Annotated in this window: 18 protein-coding genes; 8 read left to right on the forward strand and 10 right to left on the reverse strand. The window is 41.9% G+C overall.

What is annotated here, in order from left to right; all coding sequences use genetic code 11:
• Positions 1 to 71: 71 nt before the first annotated feature.
• From proC to AC1MBV_RS14415, 3 genes are all read left to right on the forward strand, one after another.
• A complete protein-coding gene (gene proC, locus AC1MBV_RS14405) occupies positions 72 to 893 on the forward strand; it encodes a pyrroline-5-carboxylate reductase (protein WP_480948585.1) in 822 nt (273 codons plus the stop codon).
• A 529-nt stretch (positions 894 to 1,422) separates the two neighbouring features.
• On the forward strand, positions 1,423 to 5,070 hold the full coding sequence (locus tag AC1MBV_RS14410) for a GH92 family glycosyl hydrolase (RefSeq protein WP_480948586.1): 3,648 nt from the start codon (positions 1,423 to 1,425) through the stop codon (positions 5,068 to 5,070).
• Between the two features lie 45 nt (positions 5,071 to 5,115).
• On the forward strand, positions 5,116 to 5,625 hold the full coding sequence (locus AC1MBV_RS14415) for an N-acetyltransferase family protein (RefSeq protein WP_480948587.1): 510 nt from the start codon (positions 5,116 to 5,118) through the stop codon (positions 5,623 to 5,625).
• Between the two features lie 56 nt (positions 5,626 to 5,681).
• On the opposite strand, the gene murB is transcribed toward AC1MBV_RS14415, so the two are convergent.
• From murB to AC1MBV_RS14445, 6 genes are all read right to left on the reverse strand, one after another.
• Positions 5,682 to 6,605 carry a UDP-N-acetylmuramate dehydrogenase gene (murB, locus tag AC1MBV_RS14420; protein WP_480948789.1) on the reverse strand — a complete coding sequence of 308 codons (924 nt, stop codon included), beginning with the start codon at positions 6,603 to 6,605 and terminating at the stop codon, positions 5,682 to 5,684.
• Positions 6,606 to 6,809: 204 nt separating this feature from the next.
• Positions 6,810 to 7,748: a GGDEF domain-containing protein gene (locus AC1MBV_RS14425; RefSeq protein ID WP_480948588.1), complete on the reverse strand. Its 939-nt coding sequence runs from the start codon at positions 7,746 to 7,748 to the stop codon at positions 6,810 to 6,812.
• 6 nt (positions 7,749 to 7,754) lie between these two features.
• A complete protein-coding gene (locus AC1MBV_RS14430; RefSeq protein ID WP_480948589.1) occupies positions 7,755 to 8,384 on the reverse strand; it encodes a chemotaxis protein CheC in 630 nt (209 codons plus the stop codon).
• The gene (locus AC1MBV_RS14435) at positions 8,374 to 8,733 is read right to left on the reverse strand and encodes a response regulator transcription factor (RefSeq protein ID WP_480948590.1); all 360 of its coding nucleotides are present in this window, start codon (positions 8,731 to 8,733) and stop codon (positions 8,374 to 8,376) included. The genes AC1MBV_RS14430 and AC1MBV_RS14435 overlap by 11 nt, the downstream gene beginning before the upstream one ends.
• Before the next feature lie 308 nt (positions 8,734 to 9,041).
• Positions 9,042 to 9,407 carry an MmcQ/YjbR family DNA-binding protein gene (locus tag AC1MBV_RS14440; protein ID WP_255748890.1) on the reverse strand — a complete coding sequence of 122 codons (366 nt, stop codon included), beginning with the start codon at positions 9,405 to 9,407 and terminating at the stop codon, positions 9,042 to 9,044.
• Positions 9,408 to 9,570: 163 nt separating this feature from the next.
• Complete coding sequence (locus tag AC1MBV_RS14445) at positions 9,571 to 9,774, reverse strand: hypothetical protein (RefSeq protein ID WP_255748891.1); 204 nt, start codon at positions 9,772 to 9,774, stop codon at positions 9,571 to 9,573.
• 261 nt (positions 9,775 to 10,035) lie between these two features.
• On the opposite strand from AC1MBV_RS14445, the gene AC1MBV_RS14450 reads away from it, so the two are divergent.
• The 4 genes from AC1MBV_RS14450 (at position 10,036) to AC1MBV_RS14465 (ending at position 13,843) form a co-directional block, all read left to right on the forward strand.
• Entirely contained in the window at positions 10,036 to 10,209 is a 174-nt protein-coding gene (locus tag AC1MBV_RS14450) for a hypothetical protein (protein ID WP_255748892.1), read from the forward strand.
• Positions 10,200 to 11,159: a polyprenyl synthetase family protein gene (locus AC1MBV_RS14455; protein ID WP_480948591.1), complete on the forward strand. Its 960-nt coding sequence runs from the start codon at positions 10,200 to 10,202 to the stop codon at positions 11,157 to 11,159. The genes AC1MBV_RS14450 and AC1MBV_RS14455 overlap by 10 nt, the downstream gene beginning before the upstream one ends.
• Before the next feature lie 553 nt (positions 11,160 to 11,712).
• Positions 11,713 to 13,269, forward strand: coding sequence for a sensor histidine kinase (locus AC1MBV_RS14460; protein WP_480948592.1), 1,557 nt, complete (start codon positions 11,713 to 11,715; stop codon positions 13,267 to 13,269).
• Entirely contained in the window at positions 13,241 to 13,843 is a 603-nt protein-coding gene (locus AC1MBV_RS14465; RefSeq protein ID WP_480948593.1) for a response regulator transcription factor, read from the forward strand. The genes AC1MBV_RS14460 and AC1MBV_RS14465 overlap by 29 nt, the downstream gene beginning before the upstream one ends.
• Before the next feature lie 35 nt (positions 13,844 to 13,878).
• Here AC1MBV_RS14465 and AC1MBV_RS14470 read toward each other — a convergent pair whose 3' ends face one another.
• Genes AC1MBV_RS14470 through AC1MBV_RS14480 form a run of 3 tightly spaced genes read right to left on the reverse strand, consistent with a single transcriptional unit; the run spans position 13,879 to position 16,571 of the window.
• Positions 13,879 to 14,610 carry an AAA family ATPase gene (locus AC1MBV_RS14470; protein ID WP_255748896.1) on the reverse strand — a complete coding sequence of 244 codons (732 nt, stop codon included), beginning with the start codon at positions 14,608 to 14,610 and terminating at the stop codon, positions 13,879 to 13,881.
• A gap of 33 nt (positions 14,611 to 14,643) precedes the next feature.
• A complete protein-coding gene (gene aguB, locus AC1MBV_RS14475; RefSeq protein WP_255748897.1) occupies positions 14,644 to 15,519 on the reverse strand; it encodes an N-carbamoylputrescine amidase in 876 nt (291 codons plus the stop codon).
• Entirely contained in the window at positions 15,516 to 16,571 is a 1,056-nt protein-coding gene (locus AC1MBV_RS14480; protein ID WP_255748898.1) for an agmatine deiminase family protein, read from the reverse strand. The genes aguB and AC1MBV_RS14480 overlap by 4 nt, the downstream gene beginning before the upstream one ends.
• Positions 16,572 to 16,769: 198 nt before the next feature.
• On the opposite strand from AC1MBV_RS14480, the gene AC1MBV_RS14485 reads away from it, so the two are divergent.
• Complete coding sequence (locus AC1MBV_RS14485) at positions 16,770 to 17,375, forward strand: DedA family protein (protein WP_480948594.1); 606 nt, start codon at positions 16,770 to 16,772, stop codon at positions 17,373 to 17,375.
• Here the strand turns inward: AC1MBV_RS14485 and AC1MBV_RS14490 are convergent.
• Positions 17,370 to 17,870, reverse strand: coding sequence for a hypothetical protein (locus AC1MBV_RS14490; protein WP_255748900.1), 501 nt, complete (start codon positions 17,868 to 17,870; stop codon positions 17,370 to 17,372). The genes AC1MBV_RS14485 and AC1MBV_RS14490 overlap by 6 nt on opposite strands.
• Positions 17,871 to 17,933 lie beyond the last annotated feature (63 nt).

The raw sequence follows: 17,933 nt of genomic DNA on the forward strand, positions 1-17,933 counted from the left end.
GATAACGTTGATATTTTTTGGTGGGCACCTTGACTCGAGGTGCCCATCTTTAAAGTGAAAGGGTGAAGAGCTTGGTTGAAAAAATAGCATTTATCGGTTCCGGCGAATTAGCGGAATCTTTATTAAAAGGCTTTCTGAATAAAAAGTTCGTAACAGCAGATCATGTCTGGATGAATAATCATGCAAACAAGGAACGCCTTGCAGAGCTTGAACAGGAGTTTCATGTCCATACAACTCAGAATAAAGAATTGGCGCTGAAAAATGCTGAGATTGTTATCTTTGCATTCAGACCCGCAGATACAAAGAATGCAGTAGAGGAAATGAAAGCCTATCTGCATCCGGAACAACTAATTATTTCATTAATGGTGGGTGTCCCTACTTCATTCATTCAATCGGCGTCCGGCATTGAACTTCCGATTGTTCGAGCGATGCCGAACACATCCGCATCCATCGGCCTCTCTGCAACCGGGATCGCAGCAGGCTCTTTTGTCACAGAAGCGCAGCTTAACCTCGCCAAACAGCTGTTTGAAACCGTCGGTACCGTTACCGTCGTTAAGGAAAACGAAATTGATATCATCGCAGGGCTTGCAGGAAGCGGACCCGCCTATTTATATTATCTAGCTCAGGCAATGCAGGAAGCAGGTATTCGTGAAGGAATCTCTGCAACTTCCTCGGCACAGCTTGTCATGCAGACGTTGCTTGGTGCATCGCATCTTCTGAATCAATCCGGAAAATCAGCCTCTGACCTGTTGAAGGCAGTTGCAACCCCCGGCGGTACAACGCAAGCAGGCATCGACACGCTGGACAACCAAGCCGTAAAGCAGGCCGTAATTGACTGTGTTCATCAGGCAATCGTACGTGCTAAGGAAATGAGCACGCCTTTTACAAAGTAAGTTCTGTCAGATCTTGCAACACAGATGTATCGACAATTTATAAAAACAAAATAATATGTCAGATTTCATGACACGTTTTATTGAATGGTGGTCAAACGGTGCTATTATGTTCTTGTAAGCTTTAACACACCTTCTGTTGCAGTTAACCTTAAGTTAAGATGTTTGATCTTGATTTAGGAAACCATCATTTACTCGTTTTGCGATGAGATGCTGACCGGCATTCTTGTCGCATATTTTTTTTGCGTTCAGCTTTGATTCGAGCGACGTCTGTTCATTTTTTGTGGGCAATATGCTGTCTGATCCGCATCATCAACGTGCTGTAAAAAAATCAATGTCATTGCAGAGCCTTCTTTATAGATAAGCTGCGTTCCGTTATAATAAAATGATTAAGTCACTGAATTACTGGCTGTTATTTTGCTGTGAAATTTTTTACATACCATAGAATAATTGATCGGCCGGCACGGCTATCAACTTCTTTGCGAATAATGAATGACAGGGTACGCCGTATAAAAAGAAGAGGGGCAGCATCATGAGTTTAAGTACTAGTTTTAAAATTTTCATCAGCTGTATTTGTCTGAGCTTGACCGCTCCATTATTACCTGGTCACGAAGTAAAGGCACAGACTAAGCAGCACCTCTTTTTCACTTCCTTTGAGAACGGCAATCCGGCACTGACTTGGAAGAACACAGCTGAAAACGGTAAAAACGGAGAAATATCGTCCAATGGTGTCAAGGCGTTCGATGGCAGCGGCAAAACTATGGCTACTTATATCTCACGCGGACCAAGCGATTTGTATAATGCTCCCTCAAAGTTAGGATGGACAGGCAGTCATGTCCTCACTTATGCAGGTTCAACTGCCAAAAAGAAGGACAGTTATGCCTATAATAAGCTCTTCAACGTACATATTCCGGTAACAAAAGATACACAGCTCTCCTATCTTATCGCTCCTGAAGCGACAAAAAAGGATCCCAATGCACAGACAGCAAGCTATGTATCCGTCGATCTTAAGTTTTCGGATGGTAGCTATCTTCATCAGCTGAAAGCAGTGGATCAGAATGGTGTGGCCATAACCCCGGAAGCTCAGGGAAAATCCGGCACGATGCTCATGAATCAATGGAATAATAAAACGATCTCGCTCGGTAAAGCTGCAAAAGGAAAAACAATTGTCCGCATTCTTCTCGCCTATAAATCATCAAGGACAGAAAGCACATTTAAAGGAGCAGTTGACGACCTGCGCATCAGCAATGTCTCCGCGGCATCTGCTGCAAAGGTGCAGCCCGTTGATCAGGTAAACGTGCTCCGCGGCACAGCTTCCGATTCACAATTTGCGCGTGGGGATACGGTTCCGGCAATTGGCGTGCCCAACGGATTCAATTATTGGTCACCGGCAATTGACAGCAGTGCGAAGAAACAGATTTATCCATATAGCCAAAATAATGATCCGAGTAATTTGCCTGAACTTCAGTCCTTTTCACTCAGCCAATCAGCAAATGATCAGAGCGGCATTAGGCAAACGTTGCAGGTGATGCCCTCAAGCTTTTCCGGTACACCAAGCGCCAATCGGCTTGGACGAAGCAAGGCGTTCAATCGATCGGACGAGTCGGCCAGCCCTTATCGCTATTCAGTCACGTTTACTGATGGCATGAGCGCTGAGCTTGCCGCAACCAGCCACGCTGCAGTCATGCGTTACACCTTTACGGGAAGCCAAGGCAATCTGCTCTTTGACAATCTGGATCGGCAAGGCAGCCTGACGTTGCATCCCAAGACACAATCAATTGAAGGTTACTCCGACATCAAAGATAAAACCACCGGCAACATGAACAGAATGTTCTTCTACGCAACCGTAGATCAGCCGGTTACCGATGCACAGCATTTGTCCGGAGAAGATCGTGATTCTGTGACCGCCTTCTTCAAATTCGATACCTCAAAGAACCGCGCAGTTACCTTAAAAGTGGGAAGTTCTTTGATCAGCATAGGGCAGGCGAAGAAAAATTTGAACCAGGAAATCGGCAAGAAGACCTCCATTAAAGATGTTGAAAAGAAAGCAAAAAAAGAATGGAATGAGCGACTCAGCCGAATTACGGTCGATGGTGCAGAAACAGATCAGCAAGCGACTCTGTATTCGAACCTCTATCGACTCTATCAATCGCCGAACGATGGTTCTGAAAATATTGGAACAAAGAAAAACCCGAAGTACCGATATGCGGACCTCAGCGTTCCGGCGAGTTCTGCGAATACAGCCGATCACACGGGAGCGTCAATCAAAAATGGGCATATTTATGTCAACAGCACGTTCGCTTATAGTGCACAAACTGCTTGGCCTGCCTATGCACTTCTTGAACCGAAACTGACCGCCCGCTTAATAAACGGATTTCTTACGGTTTATAAAAATGGCGGACGTTTCGACGCTGATGCAGGGACCGCCTTTGCTGATGCTGTTGCAAAAGGAGTTCCTGGTATCAATACGTCGCTGCTGTATACTGCTATGCTGCAAGCCGCTTCTGTACCTGAAAATGAACAGGAACAGTTACTTACCGGATATACATCGTCCAGTCAAAAAAACAGCATCAGTCAAACATTAAACCGATCGATCAACGATTTTGCCCTAGGGAATTTTGGCAAGACTTTGGCAAACAAACAGCCGAATACTTCTTCTCTTTCAGAGGACAGCAGCTATTATTTAAGCCGTTCGAAAGATTATCTTAATCTTTTTAACCGCTCACTCGATGCCTTCACACCGCGGAAAGAGAACGGAAAATGGGCGATCAGTTCATTGAAGAGCAGCCAGTTGAGCAATCAAACTGTAGAGGACTGGGCGAACGCCTTTAACGTTCCCCAGGATGGTCAAGGCCTTATTAATTTGTATGGAGGAAAGGCTGGACTGATTGATAAGCTCGATCAGTATCTCAGCACAGAGCCCTCTGCTCAATCAATTAAAAAACAAGCAAAAGCGCGTCTTGCTTTAGGCAGCAAGATGGGGATGTTCACCCTTGACAATACTTCATCGCCTTCACTTCCCTACATGTATTTATTCGCTTCCGCTCCTTGGAAGACACAAAACATGACTCGGGCACTCTTGAACCGTTTCTATACAGGCGGATCAATCGGTCAAGGCTATTTAGGCTCCGATACAGGAGCGATGCTTTCAGGCTATTATCTATTTGGCGCAGCGGGTATCTATCCGCTGCAGAAAGGAACACAGAATTATGTAATCGGCGCTCCGTATTTCAAGAAAATGACGCTGCATTTGGAGAACGGAAAAGAGCTGATCATCAGCGCTCCTAAGGTAAGCAATAAGAACAAATACGTCCAAAGTGTTTCACTCAATGGCCGTTCGTTGCAACAAACGACGTTATCAGCAAGCGATCTGGCAAACGGCGGAACACTCGTCTTTAATATGGGTGCTCAGCCATCCAGCTGGGGAACATCCGCAGATGCTGTGCCTGAATCGCTTACCGCACAATCGACAAATGGTTCATCGCTCTTTCCGAAACCGCTGAATGATCTTACTGATGAGGCGACTATCAGTCGTCAAAGCGGAGAAGGCAGTCTGACCGACTTGTTTGACAACAAGTGGCAGACTTCTGTTAAATTTAAAAAGGAGCATCCGTCAGTTATCTTCCATTTCAAAGCAGAGAATCGCAGGATCAAGGCGTATACCTTAACCTCGACGAACAGCCGAGTTTCAAGCGATCCGGAGAGCTGGGCAATGTGGGGATCAAATGATGGGACAACCTGGGATCTTCTCGATACAAGAACAAACCAGAAATTTAAATGGCGCTCCATGACACGTGCGTTCTCGATTAAAAATCCAAAGATATACTCTTATTACAAAATAACAATAACAAAAACCAGCAGCAGCTATCCGCTGTCGATCAGTGAGCTTCAGCTGCTTGGCTATTCGGGAATACGTGACGGCTTTGATACGATGCGCAATGAGATCATCCATCAATTCGGGTTGAAAAATTTGAATGAATCGGAAACTGCATCACTTTCTGATACGCTGAACAAAGCGCAAACGGCTTATATGAGCGGGAATCTTTCGTCATCTGTGCATTACTTGCAAACCTATGTCCAATTAATCAACTCATTTATTTATAAAGTGACCGCTCCTGAAAAAGTGCGCAACAGCCTTTCAGCCGATGCGCACGCAATGGTCAATTTATTATCCGATTGATCGCCAAAGATTCAGAACAAAAAATTGAAAGAATAGAGGAGTATTATGTGCCATTCAATTTGTGTCCGAGACGCCGTTGAGACGGATTTGGAGGCTATTGTGTCGATTTACAATTCAACGATACCCGGCCGCATGGTCACCGCTGACACGGAACCAGTCACCATTAATGACCGACGTCCGTGGTTTGATGCCCATCAGTCAGATCCAAATCGACCACTTTGGATTGCTGAATATGAGGGTGAAGTTTGCGGATGGCTCAGCCTCAGCAGTTTTTACGGACGACCTGCTTATCGTGCAACTGCAGAAATCAGTATTTATCTTGATGAACGCTTTCGAGGAAACGGAATCGGTTCATTTCTCATTCGTTACGCTGTTGACCACTGTGGCGAATTTGGAATCAAGACCATACTCGCATTTATTTTTGCTCAAAACGTGCCGAGCCTTCGCCTATTCGAACATTTCGGATTTGAGCGCTGGGGAACATTTCCAAAGGTCGCTGAATTGGACAGCATCGAACGCGATCTAGTCATTATGGGCAAGCGAATCGCAGAATAAGTCAATTTTTAATAACACTATAACTTAAAAATAACAGGCCGCAGCTGCGCGGCCTGTTATTTTTTCGGTTCTTCACCGATGATTTTCACTTCTGTTTCCAAATTTACTCCGAACTTCTTCTTGACTGTCTCCTGTACATGCCTTATCAGGCGTATGTAATCTGAAGCAGTGCCGTGATCAACATTAACCATAAATCCGGCATGCTTCGTCGACACTTCAACGCCGCCAATTCTCGTTCCTTGCAGTCCGCTGTCCTGAATCAGTTTCCCGGCAAAATAACCCGTCGGCCGTTTAAATACGCTGCCGCATGATGGATACTCCAATGGCTGCTTCAACTCACGCAATTCGGTCAATCGATCCATCTCTTGTTTTATTTCAGCTGGGTTGCCCTTTTTGAGGACAAAGGTTCCTTCAAGGGCTAAATAACCTTTTTGAGAAAATGCGCTGTGTCGATAGCCCATCTCAAGTTCATGATCTTCAAGCTTCAAAATAGATCCATTTGTGTCGACAACAACCGCGCCGCGCAATACATCGGCTGTTTCTCCCCCATAGGCACCGGCATTCATATACAACGCGCCGCCGACTGATCCGGGAATGCCGCAAGCAAATTCCAGACCTGTAAGTGCATGTGCCAAAGCGAAACGAGAAACATCAATAATCGATGCACCGCTTTGTGCGATCAACGTCTCACCTTCGCATTTGATTTGGTTCAGACAGCCGCAGTGAACGACAATTCCTCTGATTCCGCCGTCCCGTATAATAAGATTGGATCCCCGTCCGAGGATTGTCAGTGGCAGCTGATGCTTATTGGCATAAGCAACAGTCTTTCCTACTTCTTCATACGTTTGCGGGGTTACAAAAAGATCAGCTTCTCCGCCAGTGTGAGTAAAGGTATATGTACTTAAATTTTCATCTATTTTTACTTGTTCTTCTTTTGACATGATGTTCAACAAATCAGAATGCACTTCTTGTTTATTCATCGCAATGACCATTCCTTCTCGGCTTTTTCGCCAGCTTCCTGCTTTATTATTTATGCCATTGCCCGGCAGGTATGTCAACCATCACTTTTTTTCATACGATGAATTTTAGTTGGAAATCAGCGAATAAACTCATGATCAGCTTGAAAAGCAAGCGACGATAAACAATTAAAAATCGAGCGAATTCATGATTCGTCCGCCCGACGTTTATTCTGAAAACATATCTTTTTGCTGAGCTCTCAATTGATGCTTGTTGAAATACATGTATTCATCAGCTTTCTCGATCAAATCACCAATTGTCGCACCATCATCGGGATAAAAACTGATTCCGATACTCAGCGACAGCCAAATATCATAACCGTCCTGAACGATATGTCTTTTTTTATTCACTTCAATGCGTTCAGCGATCGCCTGATAATCTCGAACGGTTCGAATGTCAGGGAGCAGAACCAGAAATTCATCGCCGCCATATCTGCAGACAATATCATTTTTACGCGTGGATTCTGTCAGCAGACTTGCCACGCGCGTCATGACTTTATCACCTGTATTATGCCCATAGGTATCATTAATCGATTTAAATTCATTAACATCGACAAACATCAGGCCGAGCATTGTACCGTGTTCTCTGGCCATACTTAAATATTTATCTGCGAACTTGTCGAACAATGCTCGATTTGCAACACCCGTCAGTTTATCATAATAGGCGAGTTTTTCAATCACCTTTTCCTTCTGCTTCAACTGGTTGTTTAAATGGGAAAGTTGACTGACATAATCCCTTAATTGACTGATCCTTTGAAACTGATTCGTGACATCGATAAATTCAAGGAGAAGAGCACTTCGGCCTTCCAGCATCACACGATTCATTTTCAGGTTCACCCGATGATCCGGGCTCACCAATTTTCGATGCATGGCGGCTGAGAAGAAGACAGGGTTTCCACCGGAGGTCAACCGCTTTACTGCACTATAAAAGAATGGACGTTCAAGCGCAGGAAGCACCTGATCCACCTTTTTCCCGAGAGTCTCTCCGCTCTTCTTACCTGATAATCGCTCCATAAAAGGATTCCAGTAGGTAATCTCGAGGTCCTCGGTAATCATTACGATTCCCTCATTTATGCAGTTTAGAATACCAGGAATAATAGAATCCATAATCACTCATCTTCCGTTATACAATTTATCGATCTTATTCAGGATATCGTCGAGCGAATTCAACGTCATATTAATGACAATCGCTCCGGCAATCTCAGTCCCTTCAATATCAAAAGCAAGAAACATCATAAGTACAAGCCGATAATCTTCACAATCAACAAAGTGCTCCGCATTGGCATCATTTAACACATCTATGTCTGGCAAGGTGTATTCAACCGGAATATTTACGGTATTGCTCAGTTCGCCAATAATTGAATTAATAACGATATTGCCGATTTCTTTAATTGTATCAAAATCAATATCCGTGAATTCCAAATTGTTCTCAAATTCATCACGTGTTTCATGAAGGCAGAGATCAATAAAATGGTGCATTTTATCTGCTGGGAAGAGCAGGCTGACTTTGCCTTCCAGCTGACTGTCAAACGAAATAGAGGAGACCATAACCGCTCCCTCAGCAACATTCAGCAAATACTTGTTAAGTTCAATCTTCCCATTAGCAGCGTCCAAAATACGGACATTAGGAATCGTCAGTCCGATTCGTTTATCAATGATGTCCGAAAGCGTGCTGGCCGCTTGACCCACGCCAACATTAAATAATTCGGTTAGGATGTCTTCTCTGCTTATATTATTGGCCACGGCTACCCGTCCCTATGATGTCGCAGATCTCTTTCGCCTTTTTTTCATCTAAAGGCTTATTAATAAAAGAGAGCACACCCATTTTCTCTACAACATCACGCACGCGATTCTGAACATCAGCGGACAAAACAATGACATTTGCATCTCGATCAATTTGTTTCGCTTTTTCAATCAGATCCTGTCCGCGCAATTTCGGCATTAACAGATCAACAATCATAAAATCAGGCTGAGTCTCCGTGAATTTCTCAAGGCCTTCCTGTCCGTCATTTGCAAAAATAAACTCTATATTTTCTAAGTATTGGTTTAAGAATGAATATGTAATTTTCTGTGAAAATTTCGAATCATCCACAATAAGTATTTTTGTCAAAAATACCACCCTTTCTCCGTTTTGGTCACTGATCATAGCATCAATAAAGAGATTGTGCGAACAATCCATAATTACGATAAGCAATAATAACTAGGCCTTTTTACCTTTGAAAATTCAAAAAAAAATATGTTACTACTATTAATTATAAATAGATGCGGAGAAAAGACAAGAATAATAATCCTCTATAATCTGTTCATCTTTTCTCTAAACCGACACAAAAAGCACACATTAAAGAAAGAAATAGACTACCAAGCTTCAGTAAGATCACGTCACGGAGATTACATCTATTACTATGCATTTTCTTTTTCTATTTCTTGACGCACTTTCTTGCTGAGCGACGACAGCACAAGCATGTGTGCCTGATCCAACATCGTCTTTAATACACTCACTGGAATATCCGCTTCAAGATACAGTGAATTCCAATGCGTCTTGTTCATGTAATACCCCGGAACGATTGCATCGTATTCTTCACGCAAATGTGCGCCAAATTCAGGAGACAATTTAACCGTGATAATTGGGCTGCCCTTTTTGTCTCCACCACGCATCGCAAACATTTTGCCGCGTATCATGTATCTGGTCGCTTGCCATTCCTCTTTAAAATCACATTCCGTGCCGATTTTCGTTAAACAGTAGTCATGAATCCATTCAGTGTCCATCACTAACCTCCGATTCTCTTTGTTTTATCAATATATTGTTTATTTTCTTTTGTTTTTCCAAATTTTTCAACATTTATTTTTTGGATTCCAATTATTTACCATCATAATTTAAGCACGCCAAATAGGTGACAGCCGACGACTGTCACCTAGGAATTAGATTCACTTATTTTTGATCGCAGATTTGATGACGGAATTGTATCATACGTTTATCCTCGATAATTGCAACACCCTGTTTACTTACTGCTTCAGCAATGAGTGCCAGTTCCTGTCGCATTGCGCTTGACAGGAAACCGTTTTCAATATTCTTTTTGATCACATAATATAATTCTGTTAAATAAGTGGTTGAATACTGATCATATGAACTCATTTTATTTCCCCCCACATGTGAAACCTAATTATTAATTCGAATAAGTAAATTCTTTTTCTTTTTACCAAATTGTTCTTTTTCTACTTGAAAATACCCATTGATATACTTCTCCCCTATGCCTAATATACCCAATTCAAATTATTTTGGAATCCGTATTTTCCGCAATTATTTCAAATAATTATTTTAAATTTTTTAAAGGAGTTGTGCTTCATAAGTCGAATTATCACTATATGTAAGACAAATTTTGGAGGTGTTTGAGCAATGAATGAAAAATTGTGGGCATTAGTACAGGAATTTGTCGATAAGGCGCATGTAGGCAATGCAGAGTTGGCAGTTGCAGGTGCAGATTTGGATTCGGATGTATCCTCGATTTTTACCAAGCATATGAGCCAAATAAGCGAGTTGCCTGCGAGCGGACCACTTGAATGGGTTTAATAATGCAGAACAGAGATAAAATAAAAAATTTTTTAAATGAGTATATTTCAGAATGTGAAATTAATAGCGATACGAAGGATTTCATTTCTTCTCTTTTGCATTTAAAAGGGAAGATTTTTAATGTCGAATCGGGATTTACATGGGCAGAATTCAATTATCATATTGCCTCACTCTTTGAATCGACTGATAAGAGGGATTCTTCTATAGTTGCCTGCTCTGCAGCCATTGAACTTCTTGTCCTCGCAACAGATATTCTTGATGATTTGGCGGACCAAGATTTAAATGGCGAACTCTTAACATGGGTTCCTGCTCCCCAAGCTGTAAGCTTATCCAGTGTGCTTTTAATGGAAGGATTGCACATCATCAGTCAGTATAAAAATTCTCAAATATTTTTATCTGTGGTAGCGCAATTACGAGAAGCGGCTCAAGGACAAACCATGGATCTGTCCTTCTGTATCAGCAGGAAACACGTACCGACTGAGAAAGAGTACTTTGCGCAAATCAGTCGCAAATCGGTATCATTGACTCGTTTAGTTTTTCATTTAAATGTGCCACATAAAGAGCTCGCATTTTGGAGTAAAGTCGCAGATTACATAGGATTTTCCGGACAAATCAGCAATGATGCACGGGATATTTTTGACGATACGAAAAATGATCTCGTGGATAAAAAAGCAACATTACCCTTGATTAAAGCAATTGAGGCCAGCCAAGCAAGAGATGACGATTGGCTTTTAATGATGCTGACAACCAAGAATTTAAGAGAAAGCCGAGATTTGCTGCCAATTATTCGTTCCTATATAAAAAAGACGGGCGCAATTAAATATTGCGATATTCTTTCTGAAGTTTATTTAAACAAAGCCTTACTTCTTTTAAAGAAAAAACAAGAAACAAGTACCAATAAAATGCACTATACAGACCTGATAAAGTTTCTCGGAGATGATCATCATTAAGTCGAAATTACACGTCTATTCATTATTTACATTATTTATTTTACTCACAGTATATTACTCTTATTACTTTTTATTCCAAGCTAATTCCAATAAAATCGATGTGGATCCAGTTCCTCGTATCGATCAACTTATCATTCTTTTCTCGATTGGCTTCTTTTTTCTTTACAGCGGTTTTTACTGCTATACAACAAAACCTCACTCCGTCATTACCAAGTATTATTTCTATCTTATGTTTATGACTGGTATAGCAATCATCTCCGCTATCCCTTCTGGCTTTAAAAATATCCTTGCACAGCCGATAGAGGTAATTTCTGTATTGTTTACACCCGTCTGCCTTTTACATTTTTTTCTTTTGTTTCCCTCGACAACAAAGCCTAAGCTGTTCAAGTGGCTTTATGTAACTTTAAATAATATTGTTTTATGCTTTTCAATAATCTATTTTTTCGCCACAATCTTTCGGAGGTTCCATAATCCACTTACTGACGTTTCTCGATATTTAATTCTTTTTGTTATTTGTACATCACTTGTACTCTGTATTGTTTTAATCAGCTTAATGCTGAAATCCAATTCTGCAAAGGTCAAGAATCAGCTCTATATTCTCATTGCTTCTTTCTGTCTTTCCTTTTTTCCGGTTATTTTCTTGAGTCTGATCCCGTATATCTTCTTTGCTTCAGAAAATCATATTCCTTTTTATTATAGTTTAATAAGTGTCATCATTTTCCCAATCTCAGTTACCTACATGCTGACGCGTCAAGAGATCATCGATATTCGTATAAAATTTATGACGCTTCTATCGAAAACAGGCATCATTATCCTTTCTTTAATTTTAACAAACAACTTATTGTTTTTATTTTTTCAGGATCATCTGGATCTATTTTTTCGCATCAATCTGTTAATGTCTGCTGCCATCATCATTTTCATTGGATTCAATCAATTTTTCAGTTCACGCTCCTATCGTCACAAGGTTGATAAAACCCAAGAAATTAAAAGAGAAACGCATCGAATCATGCAGCAGGTTTTAAACGGGCAGCATCTAACCTCCTGCGCACGGTTAATTGTTAATCTCATTCAGCAAACAATCGTAATTAATGGTGCCTGCCTCGTGTGGAAGCAAAACCAAATTCCAAAGATTTATTATCAAACCGGGATTTTTTCAAAAGGATCGTTGACACTTAAAATTTTGAACAGCCTAAACTCAGATACAAAAGAGACGATTCAGAAAAAAATGGATGTAACCATCCTTTCGTTATCGGATCAAGAAAGCATCAAAGGATGGATTTTTCTTGGTCAGAAAAAGAACGGAACACGCTTTGAAAAAAATGAGTTTGCATTGATTGATGGAATTTGTGCCGATGCTCTTAATCTGTTAAACAGCTCTGAAGTGCTTTCTCAGATGGATACTGAGCTTGAGAAAACGAGAAGTCAGTCGTACTCGCATGAGCATTTTAATCAACTGCTGATGAATTCCATTGACGAAAGTAAACGAGATGTATCCATTTTTCTGCACGACGAGATTCTTCAAAATGTTATACTATTAGAAAATAGAGTTGATGATCTGCATCATTCACAAAAAATTGATCCGTCTGCTTACAGTGTAATCAAAGAATCGCTTTTGAACACCATTTATGAAATTAGAGAGAAGTCTCGTGAACTTCATCCTTTTATTGTAGAAGATCTCGGATTGCAGCAGAGCGTTCAATCACTGAAAAAGAGATTGCAGAACAACTATAATGTAATTGTGGATACAAGCTTCGATCTCGGAATGAAAATAATTCCGAAGAGAATTGAGCTTGCAGCCTTTCGCATGGTTAAGGAGCTGCTCCACAATTCGATCAAACATGCGTCGATTCCTGTTGTCTCAGTTTCCCTTAAGTGTACGGATTATTACCTGCTGATCATAGTAAGCGACCATGGAAAAGGGTTTAATCTGACCAACATGTTAAGCACTGCCTCCGGCCATATCGGATTGCTCTCGGTACAGAAAAGCGTCGATTTGATGCATGGACTTTTCGACATACAATCGTCATCGGGAAATGGAACAACAATCAATATCACACTGCCCCTAGATTGGAATGATGGACATGACAATCAACATCATCTTAGTGGATGATCATCTGCTCATGCTCATGGGCCTAAAGGAACTGCTTGAGAAAGAGTCCGATTTTCACGTCGTCGACACTCTGCCTGACCCGATAAATCTTAAAAAGGTAATCAGCGCGCAGCCTCCAGACGTCCTTGTACTTGATGTACGTCTTAAGAACACAAACGGCATCGAACTCACCAGAGAAATAAGAAAGCGTCATATTCCGCTTAAGATTATCATTCTCTCCGGCTATCAATATGACGAGTATATTGAAGCAGCAAAACAGGCGGGAGCGGATGCCTATGTCACCAAAGAAGAATCGAATTCACGACTTGCAAAGGTTATCCGCCAAGTCTTTCACGGGGATAAGGTATTTCCAAGGCTTAAGCCGGAAACTCCATGTGAATCGTTAACCTCCAAAGAGCTTGATATATTAAAACTAATTGCTGAAGATATGACAACTAATGAAATCAGTCAAAAACTGTCCGTCAGCAAACGGACCGTTGAATACCATATATCATCTATAATCCAAAAATTAGGCGCTGATTCTCGTGTTGGCGCCGTTGTCAATGCAATTAAAAAGGGCCTGCTCAACCTTTAAGCAGGCCAACTTGAATAAGATTCAATTTTCCATTTCTAATCCAGCAAATAATGCAGCATTTTCTGCGGATCCTCCAAAAAATGACGCATCACATTATAGTGCTCCGTATCCTCATAACGAGTCTTCTTAACACCCTCATTTGATATAAAATAGATATCCGCATTGGGATAAGCCATCAACATAGGTGAATGAGTGGCAATGATCAGCTGTGATTGCTGATTCACCAATTCCTTAATTCTTACGAGCATTGTCATCAATTTTGTAGGAGATAAAGCCGCTTCAGGCTCGTCTAGTATATAAACACCGTGACCGCGAAATCGATGCAGCATGAGTGAAAGAAAGCTTTCTCCATGGGATTGCTGATGCAACGATTTCCCACCGTACTGTTCTAAAAAAATCGGATCACCTATTTCATCAACGTTAGATGCAAGATTGTAAAAGCTCTCCGCTCTCAAGAAAAAACCGTCCTTAGGATGATCCGGCCCCTTGATGACACGCACGGCTTTATATAAATCTGAGTGTGTCATGCTGGTAGAAAAAGTGAAATTCTTCGATCCGCCTTCAGCATTAAATCCCAAGTTAACGGCCAATGCTTCCAAAATTGTTGATTTTCCCGATCCGTTTTCCCCTACAAAAAAGGTTACCGGGCGATGAAAAGAGAAGTCATAAAGATGGCGCAAAGCTGCAATTTTCGATAGATAACTGTCTGCATATTCCGGTGCATGATGGTCGATTCGAAAGCCTTTTATATAGAGTTTGCCTGCCATTTGAACCCTTCCTCGTTTATCTCTTCATCTCCACTAAATGCTCTGTTCCCCGTCATTCGATGTCAGAATTCGGTACAGTTCCGGCCTGCGATCACGAAAAATGCCCCATTCAAACCTTTGCTCCTGAAGCTTGTCCAAATCAAATTCAGCGACTAAGGTCGTTTCGCTTGTTCGATCTGCTTCACAAATCCTGTTGCCTTGCGGTCCGGCAATAAAAGAGGAGCCGTAAAAAGTGATCTTGGAATCCTCATCTGTTTCGGTGCCAACTCGATTGGATGCGATGACCGGGACCAGGTTTGACGCTGCGTGGCCAAGCATGCACGCTTGCCAATGATCCTTAGAATCAATAGTCGCATCATACGGCTCTGTTCCGATTGCCGTCGGATAAAAAAGCAGCTCCGCACCCATTAAAGTCATGCAACGTGCAGATTCCGGAAACCACTGATCCCAGCAAATACCCACACCGATTTTTCCGAAACGCGTGTCCCACACCTTGAACCCGGTATCGCCCGGATTAAAATAAAACTTTTCTTCGTAACCCGGTCCATCGGGAATATGACTTTTTCGATAAGTGCCGAGCACGGTTCCATCTGCATCGATCATTGCCAGCGCATTGTACAATGCATTATTTTTCCGTTCATAAAAGCTAATTGGGAGTACCACTCCGAGTTCCTGAGCTAACTTCTTGAAGTGTGCCACTGCACGGCTTTCGCCAAGTGATTTCGCCAGCGAATAATACTCAGTCTTCTCTTTTTGGCAGAAGTATGGTGTTTCAAAAAGCTCCTGAAGCAGAATGACTTGCGCACCTTGTGCTGCTGCTCGGCGTACCAATTTTTCAGCCTTACTGAGGTTCTCATCAATCGTCCAAGAGCAGCTCATTTGCGTTGCTGCAACCTTAACTTTTCTCATGACTTCACTTCACCTGCTTCTTTCGTTTTCGGCATTTGCTGCGTGCTGCAATGAACATTGCCGCCTTCACGGATAATCGCCATACCGTCAACCGTTCGGATGGTTCGGTCAGGAAACATCTCCGCAAGAATCGATGCTGCCTGTCTATCTGTTTTATCCGCATTCCCTCCGAATACAGGAAGGATAATGCCGTTATTTACAAAATAAAAGTTAAGATAACTCAGAGTTAATCGCGTACCTTGGTAAAAACGAGCCGGCGGCTGCGGTATGCGAATAATTTCAAGCCGTCTTCCCTGGGCATCAACCGCCTTTTCTAGACGTGCGATATTTTCTTTTGTAATCAGATAATTATCATCTTCCGGATCATCGCAGCATTGGATCAGAACTTTTCCTGGTGCCGCAAAACAAGCGATGTTGTCTACATGTCCATCCGTCTCATCACCGGACAAACCATTTTTCAACCAAATGACCTTACTTATATTTAAATACTCCTGCAGACTCTGCTCAATCTGATCACGATTCATCGCAGGATTTCGATTCGCATTGAGCAGGCATTGCTCCGTCGTCAGCAAGGTTCCCTCACCATCCACATGGAAGGATCCGCCTTCCATGACGAGCGGTGCATCGAATCGACGCACCTGTAAGTCGTCAAGGAGCACATGAGCCACCTTATCGTCTAAGTCCCAAGGCTGATATTTTTCACCCCAGGCATTAAAATGCCAATTAATGCCTGCTAAATTCCCCTGTGTATCCTGAACAAATGTCGGACCGTTGTCGCGCAGCCACGAATCATTATGCGGCAAAACAAATTGCTCGAACTGAAAGCGAGATTGATTGACAAACGTATTTACGAAATTCTGTTCATTGGGATTGACCAGTACAGTAACCGGTTCAAAATCAGCGATCGCCTCAATGAAGCCTGCATAGCCAAGGCAGACACGCTCGTAGTCGTTTGGAAAGCACATCGACTCCCGTACCGGCCATGATAGAAACGTGCGCTCGTGAGTCTCCCACTCCGCAGGCATTTTATAATTCAATGTTTTCGGATTCATAGTTACCTCGTATCATTAATGTTGTTCTTATCAGTATGTTATCATAAAATTACTGCCGATAAATAGCAGTATTCTTTGATTCATTGCGTTTTGGTGAAACGCCGCAAACGGTATAGTGTCACACAGTTTAGGGCATTGTGTTGAGAGATGTTAACTTTTTTAGATTACCCCATCCATCAATGGAAGTGAGGAGCATTCATGCAGGATTGGATCGTACAATTTATGGAACAGCATGGCTATGCAGGAATCTTTTTTATGATTTTTTTGGAGAATGTTTTTCCTCCAATCCCTTCAGAAGTCATTCTTACGTTTGGTGGTTTTATGACCACTCATTCGCGCTTGACCGCACCTCTAGTCATTTTTTTTGCGACTCTTGGTTCAGTTACCGGTGCGGCCGTACTATATGCCATAGGACGTTTCTTGAGCATTGAGCGATTGGAACGAATCGTTGCACGTTGGGGGCATGTACTGCGTCTTAAATCGGGGGATCTCACAAAAGCGAGCAGCTGGTTCGAGCGTCACGGCTACCCGGCAGTGTTCTTTTGTCGGATGATTCCCTTGATCCGAAGTCTGATTTCCATTCCTGCTGGTATGGCGAAAATGAATCTGCTGTATTTCCTCCTGATCACGGCATCCGGTACACTTATTTGGAATACCATCTTAGTCCTGCTCGGCTCTTCGCTCGGAAATTCATGGGACAAGGTCCTTGAATGGATGGATGTGTATTCGCACGTGACGTATGTGCTGATCTTAATTGCTGTTGCAGCAGTACTTATTTATTGGGTCAAAAAAAGAAGATCATAAATGCGGGTAAGAAGAAAATCCATTTTCAATCACGCGTTTATGTAACGGCAGCAAACACCCGTAAACGATAAGGTACATGATTACTGAATAATATAGTTTCCAATGAATAAGATGAAAATAATTAACTTGAATCGTAATGAACTCAATACCTAGCGACAACAGTGTAAACAGAATAAGCAACAACCATTTATTTGACTGCGTCCGATAATTAAGGTAGATAATCGCGAGCCCCGAGGGAATGAATGTTATTGATATTAGATCGGCAATACCGATACCATGATCCGTCCCGTAACGAAAGGCATCAAAATAAATTGCTGAGGTAATATCCATAATCCAAGAAAGAGAACAAATTACACCAAATGTCGCGTAAATCTGCCTCCAGGTTACGTGCCTTTTTTTCATGAACAAAATAAATAGAACGACAAATGCTGAAAATGAAATTGGATACCACATTCCTCTTGCTTCTAAATCCAATCTTCCCAAAATTAAAGACATAGAAAAAACACTCCTTCAACTAAACATTTATGACTAGTATCAGAAGTGCAGCAATTTTTCATT

The organism is Sporolactobacillus sp. PKPK-6 (assembly GCF_056678885.1).